This window comes from Bacteroidota bacterium, from assembly GCA_008933805.1.
GTDB lineage: Bacteria > Bacteroidota > Bacteroidia > UBA8524 > UBA8524 > SB11.
Window position 1 is genome coordinate 1 of record WBUH01000001.1, and the last position, 21,113, is coordinate 21,113.

The window sequence follows — 21,113 nt, forward strand, 5'->3', positions numbered from 1 at the left end:
ACCCACGACCTTCCCGACCTAAGTCGGGATGCGCTATCGTTCAAAATGAAATAGTATAAAACAAAAAATCCCATCGTTTTGTGATGGGATTTTTGGGGTTAGTATGTTTAAGTCGGAGTGGCGGGATTTGAACCCACGACCTCTTGCACCCCAAGCAAGTGCGCTACCGGGCTGCGCTACACCCCGAGCCTCGTATTAAGCAAAAACATTGCTGTTTTTGAGGGCTGCAAATCAACAAAAAAAAAACTGCCCAATCAAGTACTAGGGAAATTTTTATCCAAATACAAAGTGCGCGTAGGATAGGCAAAACCGCTGCCATTGTTTTCTACAATTTCCATCACTTTATAGTTTAACCGTTCTCGTACATCCATCATCACATCCCACTCGTTGGTTTTTACAAAAAATACCACCAATATATCCAGTGAGCTTTCACCATAGTCGGTAAACCTTACAGTAATATCTTCATCCACCAATTCGTGGTTTTGCAGTTCGGCTTTTATCTCGTCGCAAATCTTCTTTAACTGCTCGGCACGGGTGCTGTACAGTAATTTTAGGCTAAACCTTACCCTGCGGAATGAGCTGAGGGTGATATTGTTTAGCGGGGCATCAATCATCTTTTTATTGGGAACGGTAAGTAGGCTTTTATCTAAGGTACGTATGCGGGTGCTGCGGAAACCTACTTTTTCAACGGTTCCGGTAATCTCTGATACGTTTACCAAATCTCCCGCCTTGAAGGGTTTATCTAAAAAGATAATAAACGATGCCAGCAAATTGCCCAGTGTTTCTTGTGCGGCAAGTGCTATGGCCAAACCTCCCAATCCTAAACCCGTTACTAAAGCGGCTATGTTTACGTGAAACACAAGCCCTAAGATGAAGAACAGCGATAGCACTACAACCAAGAACTTTGTGAGCTCTTTGAAGAATCCTACCAATTGGTCGTCAGACTTGTCTTCAGTAAGCATGGCACGAGACATAAGCACTAGTGAGATAAACTCAACCATGCGTAATAATATCCATGTAATGGATATTATCAGAGCCAGCTCGTAAAGGGTAGATATGACGTACATAAAGTTTTTGCCCTTGTAGATGACAATATTCCACGATTTGGGAAGCACCAACGGGTAAAACGCTATATGTAGCAATATCAGTTCGAATAGAAGTTTGAAAGGGCTTTTTAGCAAGCCGACAAACTCTTCTGAAAATTTACGGTTAGAAAACTTTTGGAAGAACTTGAACAGCAAGCGGCTAAAGCCCTTACTTATCAGGTTGCGGATGAAAAATCCCAACAATAGTATGGCCAAACACAGTAGGTAATTGCCTACCGGGTTGCCCAAAAATTGTTGGTATATCAGGTCTTTCATTCTCGCAGTTGAGTGATTATACTAAGTTAATCAACGAAATTTCAAGGCCTTTTTTCATAAGCCCTGTTGGTTTGGGATTAAACTGATGAACTTTTGCCATGGCATCAAAAATGATTTTAGATGCATCGTGGAAAATAGCCTCATCCGTTAATTGTGCCTCAGCACTCATTAAATAGGCAAATACGCGAGCCATACCGCAGTTTGCAATAAAATCAGGGATTACTGCTGTGTGATTGTCGGCATATTCAGCTATCGGGCCCATAAATATCTCTTCATCGGCAAAAGGTACGTTAGCACCGCAGCTCATTACTTCAAGACCACCTTCAATAAGGTCGTCCATATTCTTTTTGCTTACCAGCCTTGATGCAGCACCGGGGATAAATATTTCAGCTTTCAGCTTCCATATTTGCTCGTTGGCTTCCTCAAAGCTAAGCATATTAGGTGCGCTTAGTTTGTTTCCGTCGCGGGTTAAGAACAAATGACGGATTTCATCAAAAGTGAAACCTTCTTGTTTAATCAAACCGCCGTCGCGGTCGATAATACCCACGATAGTTACACCGTTTTTGGCAAGATAATAAGCAGCAGCAGCAGCCACATTACCCCAACCTTGTATAACAGCAGTTTTGTAGTTTAAAACACCGCCATACAGGTGGTAAAAATGGCGCACGCCTTCAGCAACACCCCAGCCGGTAATCATATCGCTTACGGTGTATGGTTTGCTCAAATCAGGGCTAAAGCGTTCATCGTCCAATACTTTAGTTACACCACTTACAAGGTTTTCTATACGACGGCCTTGTTCAGCAGGGTCAGTAATTTTTAAGTGGCTTTTTACCACACATTCTTGCGGGTGGCGTACCCCGTTGGCTTGTGTCATTGGGATAACCTCGTGTATTTCATCCACGTTCAAATCGCCGCCGGTACCGTAGTAGTACTTTAGCAATGGGGTTACCGCTTTGTACCAACGCTCAAGCACACCCTTTTTACGAGGGTCGGCAGGGTCGAAGTTGATACCTGATTTTGCACCACCGATAGGAGGGCCTGATACTGAAAATTTAACTTCCATAGTTTTGGCAAGCGACTCAACCTCGTATTTGTTAAGTCCTTTGCGCATACGCGTTCCGCCACCGGATGCTCCGCCACGCAGTGAGTTAATAACCACCCAGCCTTCGGCTTCGGTTTCACTGTCTTTCCATTCAAAAACTATTTCAGGCCTTTTGCTTTGAAACTTCTCAAGCAGGCTTTTCAGCGATTCATTGTACATCATCTCCGTAATATATTTAGTGTGTTCGGGTAATTGTTAATTAAATAAGCGACGAAAAATTGCCATACAAAGCGCCGCCGATATTATCGGCTTTGCTGCCTGTTGCTGCTGACAATACGTTTGTTTGGTTTTTAACGCGCAACAATCCTAACAGTGCAAAAATAAGAGCCTCTTTGTATTCAATTATGTTTTTATCCTCGGGTATCACAAACTCAGCATCGCTATGGGTGCGCATAAGGTCGATAAGAGCCTCGTTGTATGCACCGCCGCCGGTTACCAATATTTTATAGCCTTCGGGTTGGTTATCGGTAAGGGCGTCAATGGCTTTGGCAATTTGTCCGGCAACGTGGTCGGCAAGGGTTTTCATCAAATCCTCTTGCTTGTTGGCTTTTTCATAGTCACGTACAATTGGCCAAAACTCGCTGTTAATCCACTCACGTCCCAATGATTTAGCACCGGTTTTAGTGTAAAAAGGCAGTTCGTTCAGTTTTTTCAACAAGTCGTAGTTAATGCTTCCGCTCAGTGCTATTTCTCCGTTGTGGTCGTAATCTTTTCCAAGATTGCGGGCAATACGGTTTAATATGATGTTACCGGGGCAAATATCAAAAGCAGTAAGTGAGCCGTTGCGTTTTGCTGTTATGTTGCAAAAGCCGCCTAGGTTTAGGCAAGCATCGTAATTAGCAAACAAAAGGGTGTCTCCCATTGGAACTAAAGGAGCGCCTTGGCCGCCAAGGGCTACATCCACCGTTCTGAAATCAGAGACAACCGGTAGACCTGTTGAACCGTGTAATGATGAACCTGCACCTACTTGTGCAGTGAAACCACTTTCAGGTTGGTGAAATACGGTGTGGCCGTGTGAAGCAATTAAATCAACTTTTACGTTGTGTTTTTTTATGAACTGGTTTACCAGCGAACCAAGGTATAAGCCGTAAAATGTATCGGTTTTGGCATAAATGGCAGGTGTTTGCTTGCGCAGTTGCGAAAGGCGAATGCGCCATTTAGAATCGTACGGAACGGTTTCAGCCTCTACGATGCGGTAAGCCCATTGGCCGCCATCTTCTTGTAGCTCACAAAGAGCAAGGTCAACCCCATCCATCGAAGAGCCCGACATAATTCCTAAAACGTTGTATTTCATAATCATTCAGTTAAATATCAATCAAATCAAAAAGGGCAAAATCAAAGTATTAAAAAACTACCGAGGCAGATGTGTAAAAGTGTGCCCCCTTAAGCGCGCTGCGAATTTAAAAAAGTTTGCCTTAAAACATAGGTAATCAAGCCACTTTAGGCATTATTTCCTATCATCCAATAAGGTTTGCAGGCTGGTAAGGTTTAAAGGTTTGTGAAAGAAGCCTTTAAGAATAGGGTATTCTTTCATTTTTTCGATATCAGAAGGGTCTTTTGACGAAGATAAAATGTAGATAGTAATCTGTTTATTATCACCGATATATTCCAGATTTTCTTTGTGCAACACATTTAAAAAATCCCATCCGTTCATAATGGGCATATTAATGTCAAGCAAAATAACATCGGGTTTAAGAGAACCGGCCTTCAAATGTTCTATAGCCAGCTGAGCATTAAGGTATTTAGTGATGGTAGTATTGGGTATGAAACGTTGAATAACTTTCTCATTGATGAAATTTTGTATCTCATCATCATCTATCAGGCAGATATGTATAGAGCTTATTTCCACGTTTGCTCTAAAGAGACCCTTTAAAAGTCATCAATCCCTTTATTATCAGTTTATAAGTTTAAAAAAACTACCGTTCGTTTATTCTCAAATATAAGGCGGGTTTTTAAAAATACACACGTCGGTAGAATTTTTTTTGAAAAAATGTGTACTTAATGTAGGTTTGATAAACGGAAACCATGAACACTAACCGAAGAAAATTTATAACAAGAAGTGCTATTGCCACCGCAGGGGCGCTACTCTTGCCCCGGCTGGGAAGCGGGAATAACTATACTGATTTAAGCGGTGTGCCCGCAACCGATGATGAAAATTTTTGGAGATTAGTGCGTAATAATTTTCCGTTGGATGATAAAATCTCCTATTTGAATAACGGTACTATGGGCCCATCGCCGTATAGTGTTATTGAAAGCCAGTACACTACCATGCTTGAGGTTGACCGTACAGGAAAGTACGGGGGATGGGAAGATGCAGTGCCTGCATTGGCAAGATTTACAGGCTGCAAAGACGATGAAATATGCCTTACCCGAAATGTTACCGAAGGCATTAACATAGTTTGCTGGGGATTGGATTTGAAAAAAGGCGATGAGGTAATAATTACCAACCACGAACATGTGGGCAATGCCTTGCCGTGGCTAAACCGTGCTAAAATTGACGGTATTGTGCTAAAGGTACTTCAGCTTGCCGATACGGCTGCCGAAAACCTAAACCGTATTAATGCACTCATCACTAAAAAAACAAGGGTGATAGCTGTGCCTCATATACCTTGTACTCAAGGACAAATATTACCTGCTAAAGAAATTTGCACGTTGGCAAAAGAAAAGGGTATCTACTCTTTTATTGACGGGGCTCACGGGCCCGGTATGTTGGTGCTTGATTTGAACGATATGGGCTGCGATTTTTATGCTAGCTGCTGCCACAAATGGATGCTTGGCCCAAAGGGTACAGGCTTTTTGTATGTGAAGCATGAAAAGCTGAACGACATACAAGCCAAATGGGTAGGCGGATATTGTGATACCGGCTGGAGTTTGCTAAGCAACCCGCCTGAACTGAAAGGGTATGTAGATAACGCACACCGTTACTATTATGGCTCTATGAGTGCGCCTTTGTATAAAGGGGTGGTGGCAGCCGTTGAGTTTCATGAGTTAATAGGACGTGAGAAAATAAATCAGCGTATAACCGCTTTGGCATCTCATTTTTATAAACGGATGCAGGAATTAGAAGGGAAAGTGGTGCTTACCACCCCCGCAGAAGCAATGTCAAGAGGTTCGGTGGTGAGCTTTACCATGCCATCGTTACCGGGCGAAGAGTTTACGGGGATAGCCAACAAAGCAGGTATGCGTTTACGCTATGTTCCCGAAAACGGGCTTAATTTCCACAGGGTATCCTTCCATATTTATAATACCTTTGAAGAGGCCGATAAACTAGCCGATTTGGTGGCTCAATCGGTAAAATAGAAAGAAACGTGTGCCTTATTTAGTCTTAGGAAATAACAACATACCGTTTTCTCAGCTTGCTGATTCTGACTTTTTGTTTGAAGGTGATTTGAGCCCCAATCAAGGGGTTGCTTTGCACGTTGCGCAACAATGGTTGCAGGGCAGGCAGGAATTTACCATTCACACGTCAGGCAGTACGGGTACCCCCAAGCCGATAGTTTGGAAGCGCAAACTGATGGAGCAAAGTGCGCAGCAAACTCTTAGTGTATTAGGTGTTACATCGGCAGATAAGATTTTTCTGTGCCTTTCGGTTCACACGGCAGGCGGACTAATGATGCTGGTGCGTGCCCTTTTGGCCAACATTCCTGTTGAGGTGGTTGAGCCATCAGGCAACCCAATGGAGAAACTTTCACTACAACACGATTACACCTTTGCCTCGTTTGTGCCCCTGCAAATGCACCATATTTTGACCGGCTACGATATGGTATCGGTGCAGAAACTTAACAGGTTTAAAAAAATACTGGTGGGCGGGGCTACTATGAACAACGATTGGGCAAGGAGATTTACCGACCTTGACCCTGAGTTTTACCATACTTACGGAATGACGGAAACCTACACCCATATTGCTTTGCGTAAGCTAAACGGGGTAGGAACTACACCACGATACGTGCCGCTAAAATCGGTGCAGGTGAGTAAGGATAGGGAAGAGCGTTTGGTAATAAACGGGGTGATAACAGGATATGCTGATATTGTAACCAGCGACCGTGTGCGTATATTCCCCGACGGGAGTTTTGAGATTTTGGGCAGGATGGATAATGTGATAAACTCAGGCGGGGTAAAGATTCAATTGGAAAAGGTTGAATCGGCGTTGGCCAGTTTGAAGCAATTGGCAGGGCGAGATAGTTTTGCTTGGTATGTGCCCGATGAAGAGTTAGGACAAAAACTGATTGCCATAATAAAGGGTAACCCGTTGCCTGCAATGGATGAGTATGAGGCCAAAGTTGATTTGCGCAGCTACTTAGAGCGGTACGAGGTGCCCAAACAATTTTTTTACATAGCTGATTTTGTATTGACTGACAGCGGTAAAGTGCAACGACAAAAAACCGCACAGTTGCTATTTGGAAAATAAAATAAGCGGTATGACAGGAATAACCCGCAAGTATATTGAAGAAAGGCTGGCAGCGCTTGGAGTTGATGCTACGCTGATTAACCGTTATGATGAACCCCAAAGGTTTTATCACACGCTTGATCATGTGATTGAGATACTGGAGTATTTTAAACGCTACGGCGCACTAGATAACGATGTTCTTTTTTTGAGTGCCGTTTTTCATGATATAATTTACAACCCCAAGGCGTTGGATAATGAGCTGAAATCAAAGCGGTTGTTTAAAGAAGTATTTAACGGGCCTAAGGAAGTTAAAGAAGAAGTAGAGCTGATAATAGCTGATACACAAACCCATGAAACCACTTCGCCGTTATCGGCAGTGTTTCAAAAAGCGGATATCGCTGTTTTTGATAAACCGTTTGAGGGCTTACTTGATTACGAAAACAAGATTTTTAAAGAGTTTCAATACGCCGATTGGAAATTGTACCGCCCTGAAAGGATTAGGGTGCTGCAACAGTTTAATATTGACGGTAAACTAAACAATCTGATTTCTTATGTAGCCAACCGCAAACCCTCAATAGGGGTGTATGCGGGCAGTTTTAATCCTTTTCACAAAGGGCATTACAATATTTTGCAAAAGGCCGAGCAGATTTTTGATAAGGTGATTATTGCTTTTGGCAAAAACCTTGAAAAGAACAATGCTAAATGGCCAGTGCCGCAAACCATCTCTTTCAGGCAAATTGAAGAGTATGACGGACTGATTACTGATTTTGTAAAGTCGTTGGGGTATGATGTAACGTTGATTCGCGGCTTACGGAACACCGAGGATTTAAAGTACGAAATGAAGCAGTACCGCTATATGCAGGATTTTATGCCCGAAGTGAAAGTGGTAAGTCTTTTCAGCGACCCGCAATTCGAGCACATCAGCTCCTCAAGCATCCGTATTTTAGAAAAATACGGCAAGCACCAAAATTACCTGTTAGAGTAAGTGCCTGCCGTATGATGTATTAATGTCCGTGCCCGCCTTCTTCGCTGTTAAATTGTTTGGCAAGCAATGCGTAGGCACCTTTGGTTACCACTTTCAACTCTTTCATATCCGTTTTGGTCGGTAATTGTACTTCGGTAAAACCGTTTTCACTTAATCCTGAGGTGACCTCAATCATTGCATACTCGTTCATCTCTGCATCCCCCTCTTTTTTAGTCCCCTCAAAAGCAAAAATGTATTTCTTGTTTTCGTAGGCCACTACAGCTTCGTTGGGCAGCGAAGGCAACGTACCGCTTTGGGTTTCAACGGTGGCGGTAATAAACATACCGGGCAACAACTCAGGGTCTTCTTTATCCAAATGGCAATGAATGCGTACGGTGCGGTCTTGCTCAATTTCGCGGCCGATAAGATATACATGGGCTTTGCGGTCGGTAGTTTCGTGGGCAATGCTGAAATGCACCAAATTACCCAGCTTAATTTTTGACAGGTCACGCTCAAACACACGTATTTCGGCGTGTAGGTGTTTAGTGTCAATAATTCTAAACATCTCAACACCGGGACTTATAAATGCGCCTAAACTAACATTTACTTGGGTTACGTAACCGCTGATGGGCGATGTGATGTTTAACACCGCACTAATGTCTCCCTTTTCAATTTGTTGAAGCGGAGCTCCTGCCATTTGCAGTTTTGCTCTTAATCCTTGCGCTTTGGCCTTTGTGCCTTCGTAATCAGCTTTTGATTGTTGCAGGGTTTTCAAAGCGTTTACATTGTCTTTGGCCAATAGCTCCTGCCTTTTGTATTCAGCTTCTAAAAACTCAAGCCTGCTGCGGTTTTCTATATAATCTTGTTGCAGTTGTATATACTCGTTGCTTTTAAGGGTAGCGATTACTTGCCCTTTGCTCACTTGCATACCTTGCAACAACTCGGTATGTTGTAAAAATCCTCCCAATGTAACCGTAACCGATACTAGGTTTTGCGGGGGGACATCCAAAACGCCGGTGGCTTTTATCGTGCCGCTAAGTTGGCGCATCTCGATACTGCCCAACACAATGCCCGCATTTTTAACTTGCTCGGCAGTTAGTTCAATATGGCTGCCGTGTTCGTGTTCATCCGCGTGGGTATCTGCTTCTTTTGCACCTTCTGTTGACGAGTTTTTACAGGCACCCAATAGTGTGATGAACGTTGCTATATATACTATCTTGTTAATTTTCATGGTGGTAAACGTTATTTAATGCCCAGCAGGTATTCAATTTCAATTACTGCTTGGTTGTAATTATTCAAAGCCTGTAAATGGTTTTGTTTTATCTCAATAGCTGCCGATAGGCTTTGCAGGTATTCTACATAACCTATTTCACCGCTTTTCCATGCTTTTTGGGCTTGCTCCATAATAAGCTGCGCATTGGGCAAAGCAGTGTTTGTGTAGTAATCCAACGAGGTTTTGCTTTTAGTAAACTCCAAAACAGCTTGTTTATACCCTGTGTTTAGTTCAAGTTCAGCCTGTTTGTATTGTGTTTGACTGATAAGCTGTTGCGTTTCAGCAGCCCTTACTTTAGCTGTTTGCGGGGCAAACCACAAGGGAATGCTTATTCCCACCTGCATACCGGTGAACCGCTTTTCGCTACCATAGAATACCGAGTTTCCGCCAATGGTTTGCGTACCGATAAGCGTTTGGCTAAAGTAGCCGATGGTAATATCGGGTAGTAACAATGCCCCCTCTACTTGTTTTTGTTTATATGCAATTACTTGTTGCTGTTGCCACCATTGCAGCAAAGGGTTTTTGTGCAATTGGTTGCTATCGGCAAGGGTACTGCCTGTTTTTGCTTCAAACGAAACCGCAGGAAATTGCAGACTATCAGGGGTGTTTAGCAACAGTTGTAAATACGTGTATTTGCTGTTTAGCAGTGCACGGTGTTGTTGCAGTGCATCGGTGGCAAGTCCTTGTCGGGCAAGGGCGGTGGTTTTTTCAAGCAAGTTGGTTTCTCCGGCTGCATAACGTGCTGAAGCCGTTTGGACAAACCCTTTGTACAAGCTGTCTTGTTCAACCAAAAGCTTTTCATTAGCCAGCAGGTACACTATTTCATGCCACGTTTGTTTTACAGCTTTTACAAGGCTGTTTTCGTTGGCTGATAATTGCAATTGGCTGCTTTTTACCGTTTCGGTAGCTAATTGTGCCCGCTTGCCCAATACCGTAGGGAAGGGCAGTGTTTGGCTAATTGTAATGTTATTATCGGTTTGGATACTGTTATACTGCCCTAACATTACGTTGATGTTAGTTTTCCCAATATCAGAGCTTGTTTTTTTGAGCAGCTGCCGATGAGTAACTTCTTGCTTTGATGCCTGTATGCCATAATTGTTTTGCAGGGCAGTGTTAATGGCCGTTTCAAGCGTAAGCGGAGTTTGGGCTGCGCCTGTAAATGGAATCAAAGCCAATGCAAGACAAGTTATTGCGGGGGTAACTGGAAGTTTTTTAGTGAATGAGGATTTAGTAAAGAGGCTGTATAGCACAGGCAGGACTAACAAGGTTAATAAGGTAGCAGTAATAAGCCCGCCTATTACTACGGTGGCAAGTGGTTTTTGTACTTCTGCACCCGATGAGTTTGAAAGTGCCATGGGTAAAAAGCCTAAAGAAGCCACTAAAGCAGTCATAATAACGGGGCGCAAGCGTACGGCGGTACCCTTTAATATAATGCGGTTGAGTTGGGTATATCCTTCTTTTTTCAGTCGGTTAAACTCTCCAATCAACACGATACCGTTTAATACGGCTACCCCAAACAGTGCGATAAACCCTACACCTGCCGAGATACTAAAGGGCATATCGCGCAGCCACAATGCCAAAACACCGCCAATAGCCGAAAAGGGAATGGCTGTGAATATAAGCAGGCTTTGCCCGATGGAGTGAAAGGTGAAATACAGCAGTACGAAGATGAGTAGTAAAGCTACGGGAACAGCAATGGCAAGGCGGTTGCGTGCCTCTTCAAAGTTTTTAAAAGTACCGCCGTAGGTGGCATAATAACCCGGTGAGAATTTTACTTGGGTTTCCATTTTTGCTTTCACTTCTTCTACAATGCTTTGTACATCCCGTCCGCGCACGTTAAAGCCAATCACAATACGGCGTTTGGCATCGTCGCGTTGTATTTGGTTGGGGCCGCTCACAAAATCAATGTCTGCAATCTGTTCAAGGGGTACGTTTTGCCCGTTGGGGGCAGGAACATATAATCCTTTCAAATCTTCAATATTTTGCCGATTGTTTTTGTCCAGTCTCACCACCATATCAAAACGGCGTTCGCCTTCAAAAACCTGCCCGGCGGCTTCTCCCGCAAAACCTACCCGTAAGGCACGGTTTACGGTTTCAATATCAAGGCCGTAGCGTGCCAGTGCTTCGCGGTCTATATTCACCACCATTTGCTGCAAGCCGGTAGCTTTCTCCACATAAATGTCTTGCGCACCTTGCACTTGTGCTACCAGTTTTCCTGTTTTTTCAGCATACTCAGTAAGTTTATCAAGGTCTTCGCCGTAAATTTTAATTACTACGTCTTGCCTTGCTCCGGTCATTAGCTCGTTAAACCGCATTTGTATGGGTTGCAAAAACCCGAAACTCACCCCGGGGATGGCCTCCAGTTCCTTTGCCATTTTTTCAGCCAGTTCATCACGGGTTTCCGCACTCGTCCATTCGTCGCGGTCTTTCAGCACTACAATCATGTCGCAAGCTTCAATGGGCATGGGGTCGGTAGGTATTTCCGACGAACCAATTTTCCCTATCACTTCTTTTACTTCGGGAAACTTCGCTTTTAGTATGCCTGCGGCTTTTTGGCTTATTTCGATAGTGTGGCTTAACGATGAACCTGTAAGTACCCTTGTTTCTACTGAAAAATCGCCTTCGTCTAGCGAGGGGATAAACTCGCCGCCCATGTTTATAAACAGTATTAGTGCTCCTGCAAGGGCAACGACGGAGCTGGTGATAACCAGTGCTTTTCTTTTAAGGGCAAACTTGATGGCAGGACTGTATAAGCGTTGGAAAAAGTCCATCAGTTTATCAGAAAAGGTACGTTTGTTGGATACGTTTTTGCTGAGAAATAGTGCCGAAATCATCGGAACATAGGTAAGAGAGAGAATGAACGCTCCTAAAATGGCAAACGATACCGTTTGTGCCATAGGGCCGAACATTTTCCCCTCTATACCTACCAAGGCAAGTATGGGCAGGTACACAATCAAGATGATGATTTCTCCGAAGGCGGCGGCATTCCGTATTTTTTTGGCTGAATGATACACCTCATCGTCCATTTCGGCTTGGGTGAGTTTGCGTTGCAGGTTTCTTACCCCCAAATGGTGCATGGTGGCTTCTACAATAATTACAGCTCCGTCCACAATCAACCCAAAGTCGATAGCACCTAAGCTCATCAAATTACCCGATACGCCGAACAACTGCATCATCCCCACGGCAAACAACATAGCTAAGGGTATTACTGATGCTACAATTAATCCTGCACGCAGGTTGCCCAACAGCAATACCAGCACAAAAATTACTATCAAAGCACCTTCAGCAAGGTTTTTAGTTACGGTACCTATGGCGTTATCTACCAGTTTCGTACGGTCGAGGTAGGCAACAATTTTTAATCCGTCGGGTAGTGTTTTTTCAATTTGGGCGATGCGTTCTTTTACCCTGTCAATCACTTTTGATGAGTTGGCACCTTTCAGCATTAATACTACTGCTCCAACCGCTTCTCCTTCATCGTTTCGGGTAAGTGCGCCGTATCGTACTGCGTGCCCCATTTGCACATTGGCTACATTTCGTATCAATATAGGCTGGCCGCCGGGGGTGTTTTTAATAACCACTTTTTCAATATCGGCCATTGTGCCTACCAAACCTTCACTGCGTATAAACCAAGCGTTTGGGTTTTTATCAATATATGCCCCGCCAGTATTTTGGTTGTTACGCTCCAATGCTGCAAACACTTCGTCTATGGTAATATTGGCACTCCTCAACTTATCAGGGTCAATAGCAATTTCGTATTGCTTCAATAGCCCGCCGAAACTGCTTACATCGGCCACACCTTCAACTCCTAACAATTGGCGGCGTACCACCCAGTCTTGTATGGTGCGCAGTTCTGTTGCATCGTATTTATCCTCAAACCCTTTTTGGGGTTGTATCGTGTATTGGAATATCTCGCCTAAGCCTGTAGTTACCGGTGCCATTTCAGGTATTCCTGCGGCGGCAGGTATTTGTTGACGGGCTAATGTGAGGCGTTGGTTTATTTGTTCCCGCGCCCAGTAAATATCTATATCATCGTTAAAAACAACAGTAACTACCGAAAGGCCGAAACGAGAAAAGGAACGCATTTCTTCAATGCCGGGTATGGTGGCCATCGTTTGTTCGATAGGGAAGGTTACCAGCCTTTCAATATCTTGTGCTGCCAATGAGGGCGACGAGGTAATAATTTGTGCCTGATTGTTGGTGATGTCTGGCACGGCATCAATGGGCAGGTTCATCAGCGAAACTGTACCCCAAGCTATTAACCCCAACATCAGCAGGGCAATAACCAACTTGTTTTTTATGGAATATGCAATAATCCTGTCAATCATAAAATTTTAAAAATCAAATGAATAGTGTGTCCGCACGATAGTGCAGCACCATTAAATTATGAAAGAGAAAATCAGGCTATTGGCGGAGGCCGCAATGATAATGCTGCAATGTGCCCTTTAAGAAGGGTGGGCACAAACAATATGCAAGTATAATTTGTGGTTTGAAGTTGAGGACTGGGTGCGTAAAACATTTTAGGCAGCACAAACACTTGCAAGGCCGCCAGTATCTGCGGGGTAACGTTTTGTACTTTTACAACCTCAAAGGTTTCTAAGTGGTTGGTGCCAATATCAGTGCCGAAAATTTTACTTAGCCAGTCAAAATCTTCATGGGGAGTTTCACAGGCTTCACGTGTATCCGGCTCAGGGCAATGGCAATGGGGTACCAACTGGTGCGCCAGCAACAGCATTAGCCCGATAATGGCAAGCAGGTATGTGAAACGTTTGCCCATTTTTTCATTACAAAATTAACAAAATAACAATTGGTTTGCCCTATTAAACTGGTTTATTGTGCATAACCAATATTTTAAAGTTTTCGATAAACGATTGATGACTTAACAAATCAGCTAACACAAATAAATTATTATTGCAAAACTTTGAGGTAGTTGCACTATTGTAGTGATTCGCTACCTCTTTGAAAACGATCTATTAACCTATGAGGAGACTATTTACAATTTTGGCAACAGTGTCGGTACTGTTGTTCATTAGTTCTTGTTCTTACCAGACCTACATCCTTCCTGCAAGTTACTTCTTCCGGCCGATGGAGTACAATTTTGTGTCGAAAGACATGATTGAAGAAGGCGACCGTCTTAAGGCAAAATACCCTGACGAAGACTTTTTGTACCGCTCTTGGCAGGTTACTTACACATTTAATGTGGATGAAGGAAAGCTGAAAAAGGCTGATAACAACAAAACATCTAAGAAGAAGAAAAAGATTAAAAGAGATAACGATGATTACGGTGGCAGTAAGGGGTTTGCAGGGGCGAGGGTAACCTATATTAACGGTATACGTACCTCTAAACGTTTTGATGAAAAAACGGTAGAGCAAGTATTAAAAAATATAGATACCGATGAATCTGACTGGGAGAAAACAGGCGTTACCATTGATGAAAAACACTTGGTAGATGTAGTTGCGCTAAATGATAACCTAAGCTACGACCACGTGATATTTTATGACGGAACAACATCCGTTTCAGGTGTCGGAGGTCAGTATGCAAAAACTCCAAGTTCAAGGTTTATAGTTCCTGCGGTAACTAAAAACTATGAGGATGCCGGTATTTTCCATTCGGATGAAAAAATGGCGGTAATGTCAATCCCTACCTACGTTTTAGGAAATAGTGTTCAATTGGATTACAACCTGAACTATCGTGATTACCGCTACCTAACTTCGGTATATTTTTCAGAAGACTATTTTGTTAAAGAGAAGATAGTGTCTTTCGAAATTCCCGAAGGGTTGGATGTAGAATTGATAGAGATGAACTTTGACGGGTATGAGATTACCCGTACAGAAGGAGCTCCTCCTGCACCGGCTGATGATGTAGAAGAGGAAGATGAGGACGATGGTGACAGTAAATCGAAGAAAAAGAAGAAAAAAACCTCAAAAAAGAAAAAGAAGAAAAAGACTAAATCAAGCTCATCAGGCAACACCAAAACCATTAACTACATAGTTAAAAATATGCCTGCTATGAAGCGTGAGCCATATAACTATGGCCCTTCGCACAGCATACCGCATTTATTGGTGCTTTGCAAAAGCTACACAAACGGTTCTGATACCACCAGTTTGATGCGTAATACCGATGATTTGTACTCGTGGTATAACACACTTACCCAAAAGATGGACAACAAGCAGGAAGACATTAAGAAAACTGCTGAGAAACTGATTGCGGATAAAACTACCGATGAGGAAAAAATATCGGCCATATTTTACTGGGTACAGGATAACATTCGCTACATAGCTTTTGAAGACGGGCTTGCCGGGTTTGTGCCTGATGATTGCCAAAGCGTGTTTAACAAACGTTATGGTGATTGTAAAGGTATGGCCAACCTTACCAAAGAGATGCTGAAATCAGTTGGGTATGATGCCCGCCTAACTTGGATTGGGACTGACCGTATAGCCTACGACGGAACTACGCCAAGCCTTTCAGCGGCCAACCACATGATTTGCGTGGTATATCCTGATAGTACCGATAAAAACAAACGCTATTTCTTAGACGGTACAGAAAGTTTTGTTTCGTTTGGTGATTATGCCAAACGCATACAAGGACGCAGGGTGGTGATTGAAGACGGAGAAAAATACATTGTTGACTCAGTGCCTGAGTTTGACCATTTGCATAACAAGGTGATTAAAACTGAGAACTTTACTATTGATAATAAATTGGTGAAGGGTACTGTAAAGCGTGTATATCATGGCGAGAGCAAAACAAATGTGATACGCTCTTATGACAATATGCGCCTTGATGAACGCGAACGTGCATTGCGCGGCTTTTTAAATGACAATGATTTTAACCTGTCAGTGTCAGGTATGAATCATACCGATTTTGGGGAGCGCAGCCAGCCGTTTGAAATTTCGTACAACATAGAGGCTCGTAACCGAGTGATTGAAGAGGGTAAAAAGCTGTTTGTAAACACCGACTGGGACCGTGAGTGGGCTAACTACCGAATTGATACAGCACGGTTAACGCATTATTCGTTTTTGCATAAAAAACATACGGTTAAAACTTCAACCATTGCTATCCCTGCCGGATACAAAGTGGCTTCGTTACCTGCGGCGCTGAGCATTACCAATGATTATTTTGAGTTTAAATTATCCTATACACAACAAGGTAATAGTATTGTTTACACCAAAGAAATATCGTTGCCAAAAGGCTATTTGCACCGCGGCCAAATAAGGGCTTGGAATGAGGCCGTTGATGAGCTGACTGATTTTTATGACAGCTATATTGTTTTAACTAAATAACCCCACCAAACACTAAGTAAAATGCTGAAGAGAATACTATATACATTATTGCTGGTGCTTGCTGTTGCCGTAAGTGCAAATGCCCAGTTTAGCAGGAAACGACTTCCATACTCTGAACAAGAAAGAAAAGAACTGTTTAAGCAGTATATTAAAGAAGATGCCTTTGATGATGAGGTTTTCGAGTCGAACGATGTGCCCGAAAAGTGGAAAAACGAATCGATGGTGGTGTTGGGTAGAAAAATGCATTATCAGGGTGATGTGAACCCATGGAACAACATCGGGTACCTGCATTTCTTTTTTAGAACCAAAATTAAACTACAAGATAAGTATGCCGTTGAAACCTACTCTGAATATTATTTTGATGAGGGGGATATTGTTGAAATTTATATCCAAAAGCCTGACGGCACAAGGACAATGGTGGATTTGGATGAAGCAATAGAGGTAAAAGAGAACATTCCAAATTTGTTTTTAGGAGCTAATGTAAGTATTACCCAATATAAAAAACTTGCAATACCCGGTCTTGAGCCCGGAGATATTATTGATGTGTACTCGTTTGATGCCATGCGTTTTAACCGTAACTATTTTCATTGGACTGATCCCTTGACGGCGTTGGTGTGGCCTTTTACATGGGTTAAAGTGGGTCTTTCTATTGTGTACGATGCCGGTTATACAGGGTCGTTTGGTAATGCAAAATTATTGCACGACGATGTACCTGTTGCCGGACAAAAGGTGTCGTTTGATTTAGGTCGTAACTTTTACCTGAATTTTCGCTCGTTGAACGGTGCGCCTGAAATTGAAGAAGGTGACAGCAAAAAACGCAAAAGGAGGTTGTGGGTTTTTAAAGACGGAATGCGCGACCGACTAAAAGAAGAGGAGTTTAGCGAACCCTTTGCCAGCCTACCGGCCATTAAGTACGAAATTACGTTTGCCAATAACCGCGAGAAAAAGAAAACGGAAAAATTGATTGACCGTAAAAACAAACTAAAAACAGCGGTAAATGAAAAGGATATTAAAAAAATTGCTCATAAATTTTTAAAGGATAGTAAAGAAGCTACCGGCGATATTTATTATAAATTTTACAAAACCCAAGGTAAAAAAATAAAGGGTAACAGGGAATTTATTGAAGCTTTTTACAACCACTACCGCACCACTAAATTATTTCAAATAGCCCGTTTCAGTGATGAAGCACCATATGATGTAGCTTTAAATAATTCTGACTTTGTGATGTACATGGTGAAGATTTGCCGCAAACGCCTGATTGACTACACCCTTATTGCCGGGGTGCCATCGTCGGCGGGGGGCATGGATGCGTTGGTAAGTAAAGAAGATTTGATATGGGGTATTAAAATGAACATTGATGGTGAGGAAGTAATTTATACGGATTGTGACTTTTATGCCCAACCCGGTGAAGTAAACCCCGCTTTTGAGGGAATTAAACTGTATGAGATTAAACCGGCATCGTCTCGTCGAAGAATTAAATTGGATGAATACAGCATTGCTGTTACTAAGCCTGCCGATAACCAATTTAAGTTTGAGATTAAAGCCGAGTTTCAAGATGATTTAGATACACTGAAAGTTGCCCGTAATACTCATCTTAAAGGAATGCCCCGCTACCGTTTTAAGGCTCGCACTTTTTCATACGAAAACTACTTTGAAAAAGTGAAAGAACAGTTTAAGACGGAGAGGATGTTTGCCAACGGCTTTGTTTACGAAAAATCAGCACTTAGAGATGATAACTTTTTGGATGAAGAAGAAGCCAGGATACAAAAAGGGATTGTTGACAGGTATAGCAAAATAGCCCAAAAGAACGCCAAACGTGATTTACGAAGTGACTATGTTATGGCATCGCATGATAAGTTGACTATTAAGCAAAACGGACTTGAAGTTGGACAACCCGATATAATTTTTGATGAGGAATACCGCTTGGTGGATTTGCTAGATAGCAACGGGGGCAATGTTTATATCTTAAAGATTGGTGAGTTTATTGACGGTCAGATTGAGTTGAACGACAAAGATGACCGCGAGCGTCAAGGGGATATTGTGTTTCCTTATTCAAGGTCGTTTGTATACGATATAGAACTGGTAATACCCGGTGGTATGCAGGTATCAAGCATTGACGCATTGAACCGCAATGTTGAGAACGAAACCGGAAGTTTTGTGTCAACCGCCAAACTGGAAGGCTCTACCCTTAAAATACATTTAGAAAAAGTGTATAAGGGTAATTTTCATAGTAAAGATAAATGGGAAGACCTGCTGAAGTTTATTGACGAGGCAGTTGATTTCCGTAGTGTTAAACTTATTTTAAGCAAATAACCCAATGAAGAAGTATATCGTATTTTTTGGATTAGTTTTTCTGTGTTTCGTTTCAAAAGGCCAAACTTTTATACAAGGTGGCTTATTGGTTAAAGGAATTGAAGCTGCATTTGGAAGGGGCGACCAATCTGTAAAAGGTGGTTTGGGTGTTGATTTTCAAATCGGGAAGTTTATTAACGAAAAGAAAATGAGGTCTTTTACAATCAATTATAGATTTGGCAGGAAACATTCTCCTGAGAATGATAAAGTGTTTGTTTATGACCCAAATACCTCATTAAGTACTGAATACAATATAAAACGGACAGCAACAAGCTCGGTACTTTCTCTAGGTTATGAGCGAAAAAGTTGTTTTGCAAATACTGAATTTGATGATGTTTGGCAGTACTATAATATAATTAGTTACATGCTTTCTTTAACAACTGTAAAAGAAGAAATAGATAATTCTGTAAAACTACCAACGAGCTACGAATACGATTATCAAGGTACGCACTTTGGTTTGCTTGATGTTACCGCAGGATTTGGTATGGCCAGAAAATTTAATATGAATTCTTATGCCTTTGCTGAGGCAAGATTATTCTTTCCGCTAATAGACCAAGGTGATTTTTATCCGGGTGCAGGCATACGTTTTAATTTTGGAGTAAGGCACTTTATAAATTAATACTTTGGGGCTTTAGTATTTGTGGTTTCTTTGCATCTTTGCAAAAAGCATGAAAGATTTTATTACCTGGCTGATGCGCAATGTGCCACGGCCCGTATTGATTAGGTTTAGCTACGTTTTTAACAAATTCTCGCCCCTTTTTTTAAAGGGTGATAAAGTACAATGTCCCGTTTGCGAAGGTAATTTTAAGTACCTTTTACCCTACGGTGCCGTAAAACGCCGCGATAATGTGTTGTGCCCCAAATGTCTTTCGTTGGAGAGACATAGGCTTTTATGGTTGTTTTTAAACCAAAAGACAAACTTTTTTACCGATAAGATTAACCTGTTGCACATAGCACCCGAGCAATGCTTTTACTCACGCTTCCGCAAACAGGCGAACTTAAATTACCTTACCGCTGATTTAAATTCTCCGTTGGCGGATGTAAAAATGGACATCCACAAAATGCCGTTTGAGGATAATCGTTTTGATGCAGTGTTATGTAACCACGTGTTAGAACACGTTGACGACAGCCATAAATCAATGACTGAAATATACCGTGTGCTAAAACCCGGCGGATGGGCAGTGATGCAGGTGCCTTTGGACACTACAAGGGCAACCACTTACGAAGACCCAAGCATAACCAGCCCCGAAGACCGCGAAAAACATTACTGGCAAAAAGATCACGTTCGTTTGTTTGGGTTAGATTACCCTGATAAGCTTGCTGCTGCCGGATTTACTGTAATTCCTGTAGATTTAACTGCCGAGTTGCCCGCTGAGATGGTTGAGAAATACCGACTATCAAAAGGCGAAGTAATTTATTGGTGCAAGAAATAGTATTCATTGTTTAAATACATCAAAAAAGGGCCTTAAAGGCCCTTTTTTGATGATAGGGTATATAGTACCCGCTTTTTAAAGCTGCGGTGCTTTGTATAGTTCGTATGGGCGTCGTAGTCTAATACCATTTTTTCTAAATCTTGCCCGTCAGGACAAAGCAGTTGGTAAATTCTGCCCCAGCCTATAAAACCTCCCACGTTACGGTCGTCTATAAAGCAGTCAACATTAAGTTTACGCGGTGTGGCAGCGTCAAATACTTCACCTTCGTAATTTGCATTTACAGCTTCAAATTCTATACCGTGTTTGCGGCAAAACTCTACAGCTTCATCCAATTCGCTACCAATCCTAAATGTCCATAAAATCAATTGGTGGCCTTTCTTTTTAAGCGCATCCAATGTAGCAAAGGCAAACAACATCTCTTCGCCAATGGCAGGGTACTTGTTTTCTACTATCGTTCCGTCAAAATCTACGGCTATCTTCATTCTAGTCAGTTTTAAGTTATCTGTTTACAGTTTTGAGTTATGGTAAACCAAAAGGCTGTTAACTATTTTTCGAGCCACGTTTTAAAGTTGGCAACTGTTTCTACGGTTTCATCCCATTTACCTGCAAAGTTTATAGCACGGTCGTCAATAAACAAATCAGCCATGGGTTTGCCAAACGTCCATATTTTGTCATACGGAATATCATATTTGGCCATGTATTCTTTTATCTGTTGTTCTTGGTATTTCTCATCCTTACCGTCGCCACTTTTCTTAAATATCTTATTGGTACGGGTAGTAAAAATGTAAATATAATGGCCGTTTTCTTTCAGCTTCTTCAACGCTTCTGAAGCACCTGGCACCGGAGGGTCGTACAACTCGCCGTCTTGGTAGCCTTTGCTGTATCCGTGTATTACACCGTCAAAATCAATCGCTATTTTCATGTCAGTTTTTAAGTTTTCTGTTTACAGTTTCAAGTTGTATG

General features: G+C 42.3%; 16 protein-coding genes and 1 tRNA gene. 7 read left to right on the plus strand and 10 right to left on the minus strand.

All coding sequences use genetic code 11. From position 1 onward, the window contains the following. Positions 1-112: 112 nt before the first annotated feature. From F9K23_00005 to F9K23_00025, 5 genes are all read right to left on the minus strand, one after another. Positions 113-186 (minus strand) — tRNA-Pro (locus F9K23_00005). Positions 187-254: 68 nt separating this feature from the next. Further along, complete coding sequence (locus tag F9K23_00010; GenBank protein ID KAB2918555.1) at positions 255-1,361, minus strand: mechanosensitive ion channel family protein; 1,107 nt, start codon at positions 1,359-1,361, stop codon at positions 255-257. 16 nt (positions 1,362-1,377) lie between these two features. After that, complete coding sequence (locus F9K23_00015) at positions 1,378-2,607, minus strand: amino acid dehydrogenase (protein KAB2918968.1); 1,230 nt, start codon at positions 2,605-2,607, stop codon at positions 1,378-1,380. 55 nt (positions 2,608-2,662) lie between these two features. Beyond that, on the minus strand, positions 2,663-3,763 hold the full coding sequence (locus F9K23_00020) for an anhydro-N-acetylmuramic acid kinase (GenBank protein KAB2918556.1): 1,101 nt from the start codon (positions 3,761-3,763) through the stop codon (positions 2,663-2,665). A gap of 147 nt (positions 3,764-3,910) precedes the next feature. Beyond that, the gene (locus F9K23_00025; protein KAB2918557.1) at positions 3,911-4,312 is read right to left on the minus strand and encodes a response regulator; all 402 of its coding nucleotides are present in this window, start codon (positions 4,310-4,312) and stop codon (positions 3,911-3,913) included. A 176-nt stretch (positions 4,313-4,488) separates the two neighbouring features. On the opposite strand from F9K23_00025, the gene F9K23_00030 reads away from it, so the two are divergent. Genes F9K23_00030 through F9K23_00040 form a run of 3 tightly spaced genes read left to right on the plus strand, consistent with a single transcriptional unit; the run spans position 4,489 to position 7,835 of the window. After that, the gene (locus tag F9K23_00030) at positions 4,489-5,763 is read left to right on the plus strand and encodes an aminotransferase class V-fold PLP-dependent enzyme (protein ID KAB2918558.1); all 1,275 of its coding nucleotides are present in this window, start codon (positions 4,489-4,491) and stop codon (positions 5,761-5,763) included. Positions 5,764-5,773: 10 nt separating this feature from the next. Further along, the gene (locus F9K23_00035; protein ID KAB2918559.1) at positions 5,774-6,871 is read left to right on the plus strand and encodes an AMP-binding protein; all 1,098 of its coding nucleotides are present in this window, start codon (positions 5,774-5,776) and stop codon (positions 6,869-6,871) included. Continuing rightward, positions 6,861-7,835, plus strand: a complete 975-nt coding sequence (locus F9K23_00040; GenBank protein ID KAB2918560.1) for an adenylyltransferase/cytidyltransferase family protein — start codon at positions 6,861-6,863, stop codon at positions 7,833-7,835. The genes F9K23_00035 and F9K23_00040 overlap by 11 nt, the downstream gene beginning before the upstream one ends. A gap of 19 nt (positions 7,836-7,854) precedes the next feature. On the opposite strand, the gene F9K23_00045 is transcribed toward F9K23_00040, so the two are convergent. The 3 genes from F9K23_00045 to F9K23_00055 form a co-directional block, all read right to left on the minus strand. Next, positions 7,855-9,045, minus strand: coding sequence for an efflux RND transporter periplasmic adaptor subunit (locus tag F9K23_00045; GenBank protein KAB2918561.1), 1,191 nt, complete (start codon positions 9,043-9,045; stop codon positions 7,855-7,857). Between the two features lie 11 nt (positions 9,046-9,056). Then, positions 9,057-13,412 carry a CusA/CzcA family heavy metal efflux RND transporter gene (locus F9K23_00050; GenBank protein ID KAB2918562.1) on the minus strand — a complete coding sequence of 1,452 codons (4,356 nt, stop codon included), beginning with the start codon at positions 13,410-13,412 and terminating at the stop codon, positions 9,057-9,059. 71 nt (positions 13,413-13,483) lie between these two features. Then, entirely contained in the window at positions 13,484-13,861 is a 378-nt protein-coding gene (locus tag F9K23_00055) for a hypothetical protein (GenBank protein KAB2918563.1), read from the minus strand. Positions 13,862-14,064: 203 nt separating this feature from the next. On the opposite strand from F9K23_00055, the gene F9K23_00060 reads away from it, so the two are divergent. The 4 genes from F9K23_00060 to F9K23_00075 are packed head-to-tail and all read left to right on the plus strand — an operon-like array spanning position 14,065 to position 20,150. After that, positions 14,065-16,365: a transglutaminase domain-containing protein gene (locus F9K23_00060; protein KAB2918564.1), complete on the plus strand. Its 2,301-nt coding sequence runs from the start codon at positions 14,065-14,067 to the stop codon at positions 16,363-16,365. Positions 16,366-16,386: 21 nt separating this feature from the next. After that, positions 16,387-18,678 (plus strand): DUF3857 domain-containing protein, encoded by a 2,292-nt coding sequence (locus tag F9K23_00065; GenBank protein KAB2918565.1) that lies wholly within the window; start codon positions 16,387-16,389, stop codon positions 18,676-18,678. A 4-nt stretch (positions 18,679-18,682) separates the two neighbouring features. After that, positions 18,683-19,336, plus strand: a complete 654-nt coding sequence (locus F9K23_00070; GenBank protein KAB2918566.1) for a hypothetical protein — start codon at positions 18,683-18,685, stop codon at positions 19,334-19,336. Positions 19,337-19,385: 49 nt separating this feature from the next. After that, positions 19,386-20,150 carry a methyltransferase domain-containing protein gene (locus F9K23_00075; GenBank protein ID KAB2918567.1) on the plus strand — a complete coding sequence of 255 codons (765 nt, stop codon included), beginning with the start codon at positions 19,386-19,388 and terminating at the stop codon, positions 20,148-20,150. 32 nt (positions 20,151-20,182) lie between these two features. Here F9K23_00075 and F9K23_00080 read toward each other — a convergent pair whose 3' ends face one another. Together F9K23_00080 and F9K23_00085 are read right to left on the minus strand one after the other, a co-directional pair. Then, a complete protein-coding gene (locus F9K23_00080; protein KAB2918568.1) occupies positions 20,183-20,632 on the minus strand; it encodes a hydrolase in 450 nt (149 codons plus the stop codon). 62 nt (positions 20,633-20,694) lie between these two features. Then, a complete protein-coding gene (locus F9K23_00085; GenBank protein KAB2918569.1) occupies positions 20,695-21,072 on the minus strand; it encodes a hypothetical protein in 378 nt (125 codons plus the stop codon). Between the last annotated feature and the right edge of the window lie 41 nt (positions 21,073-21,113).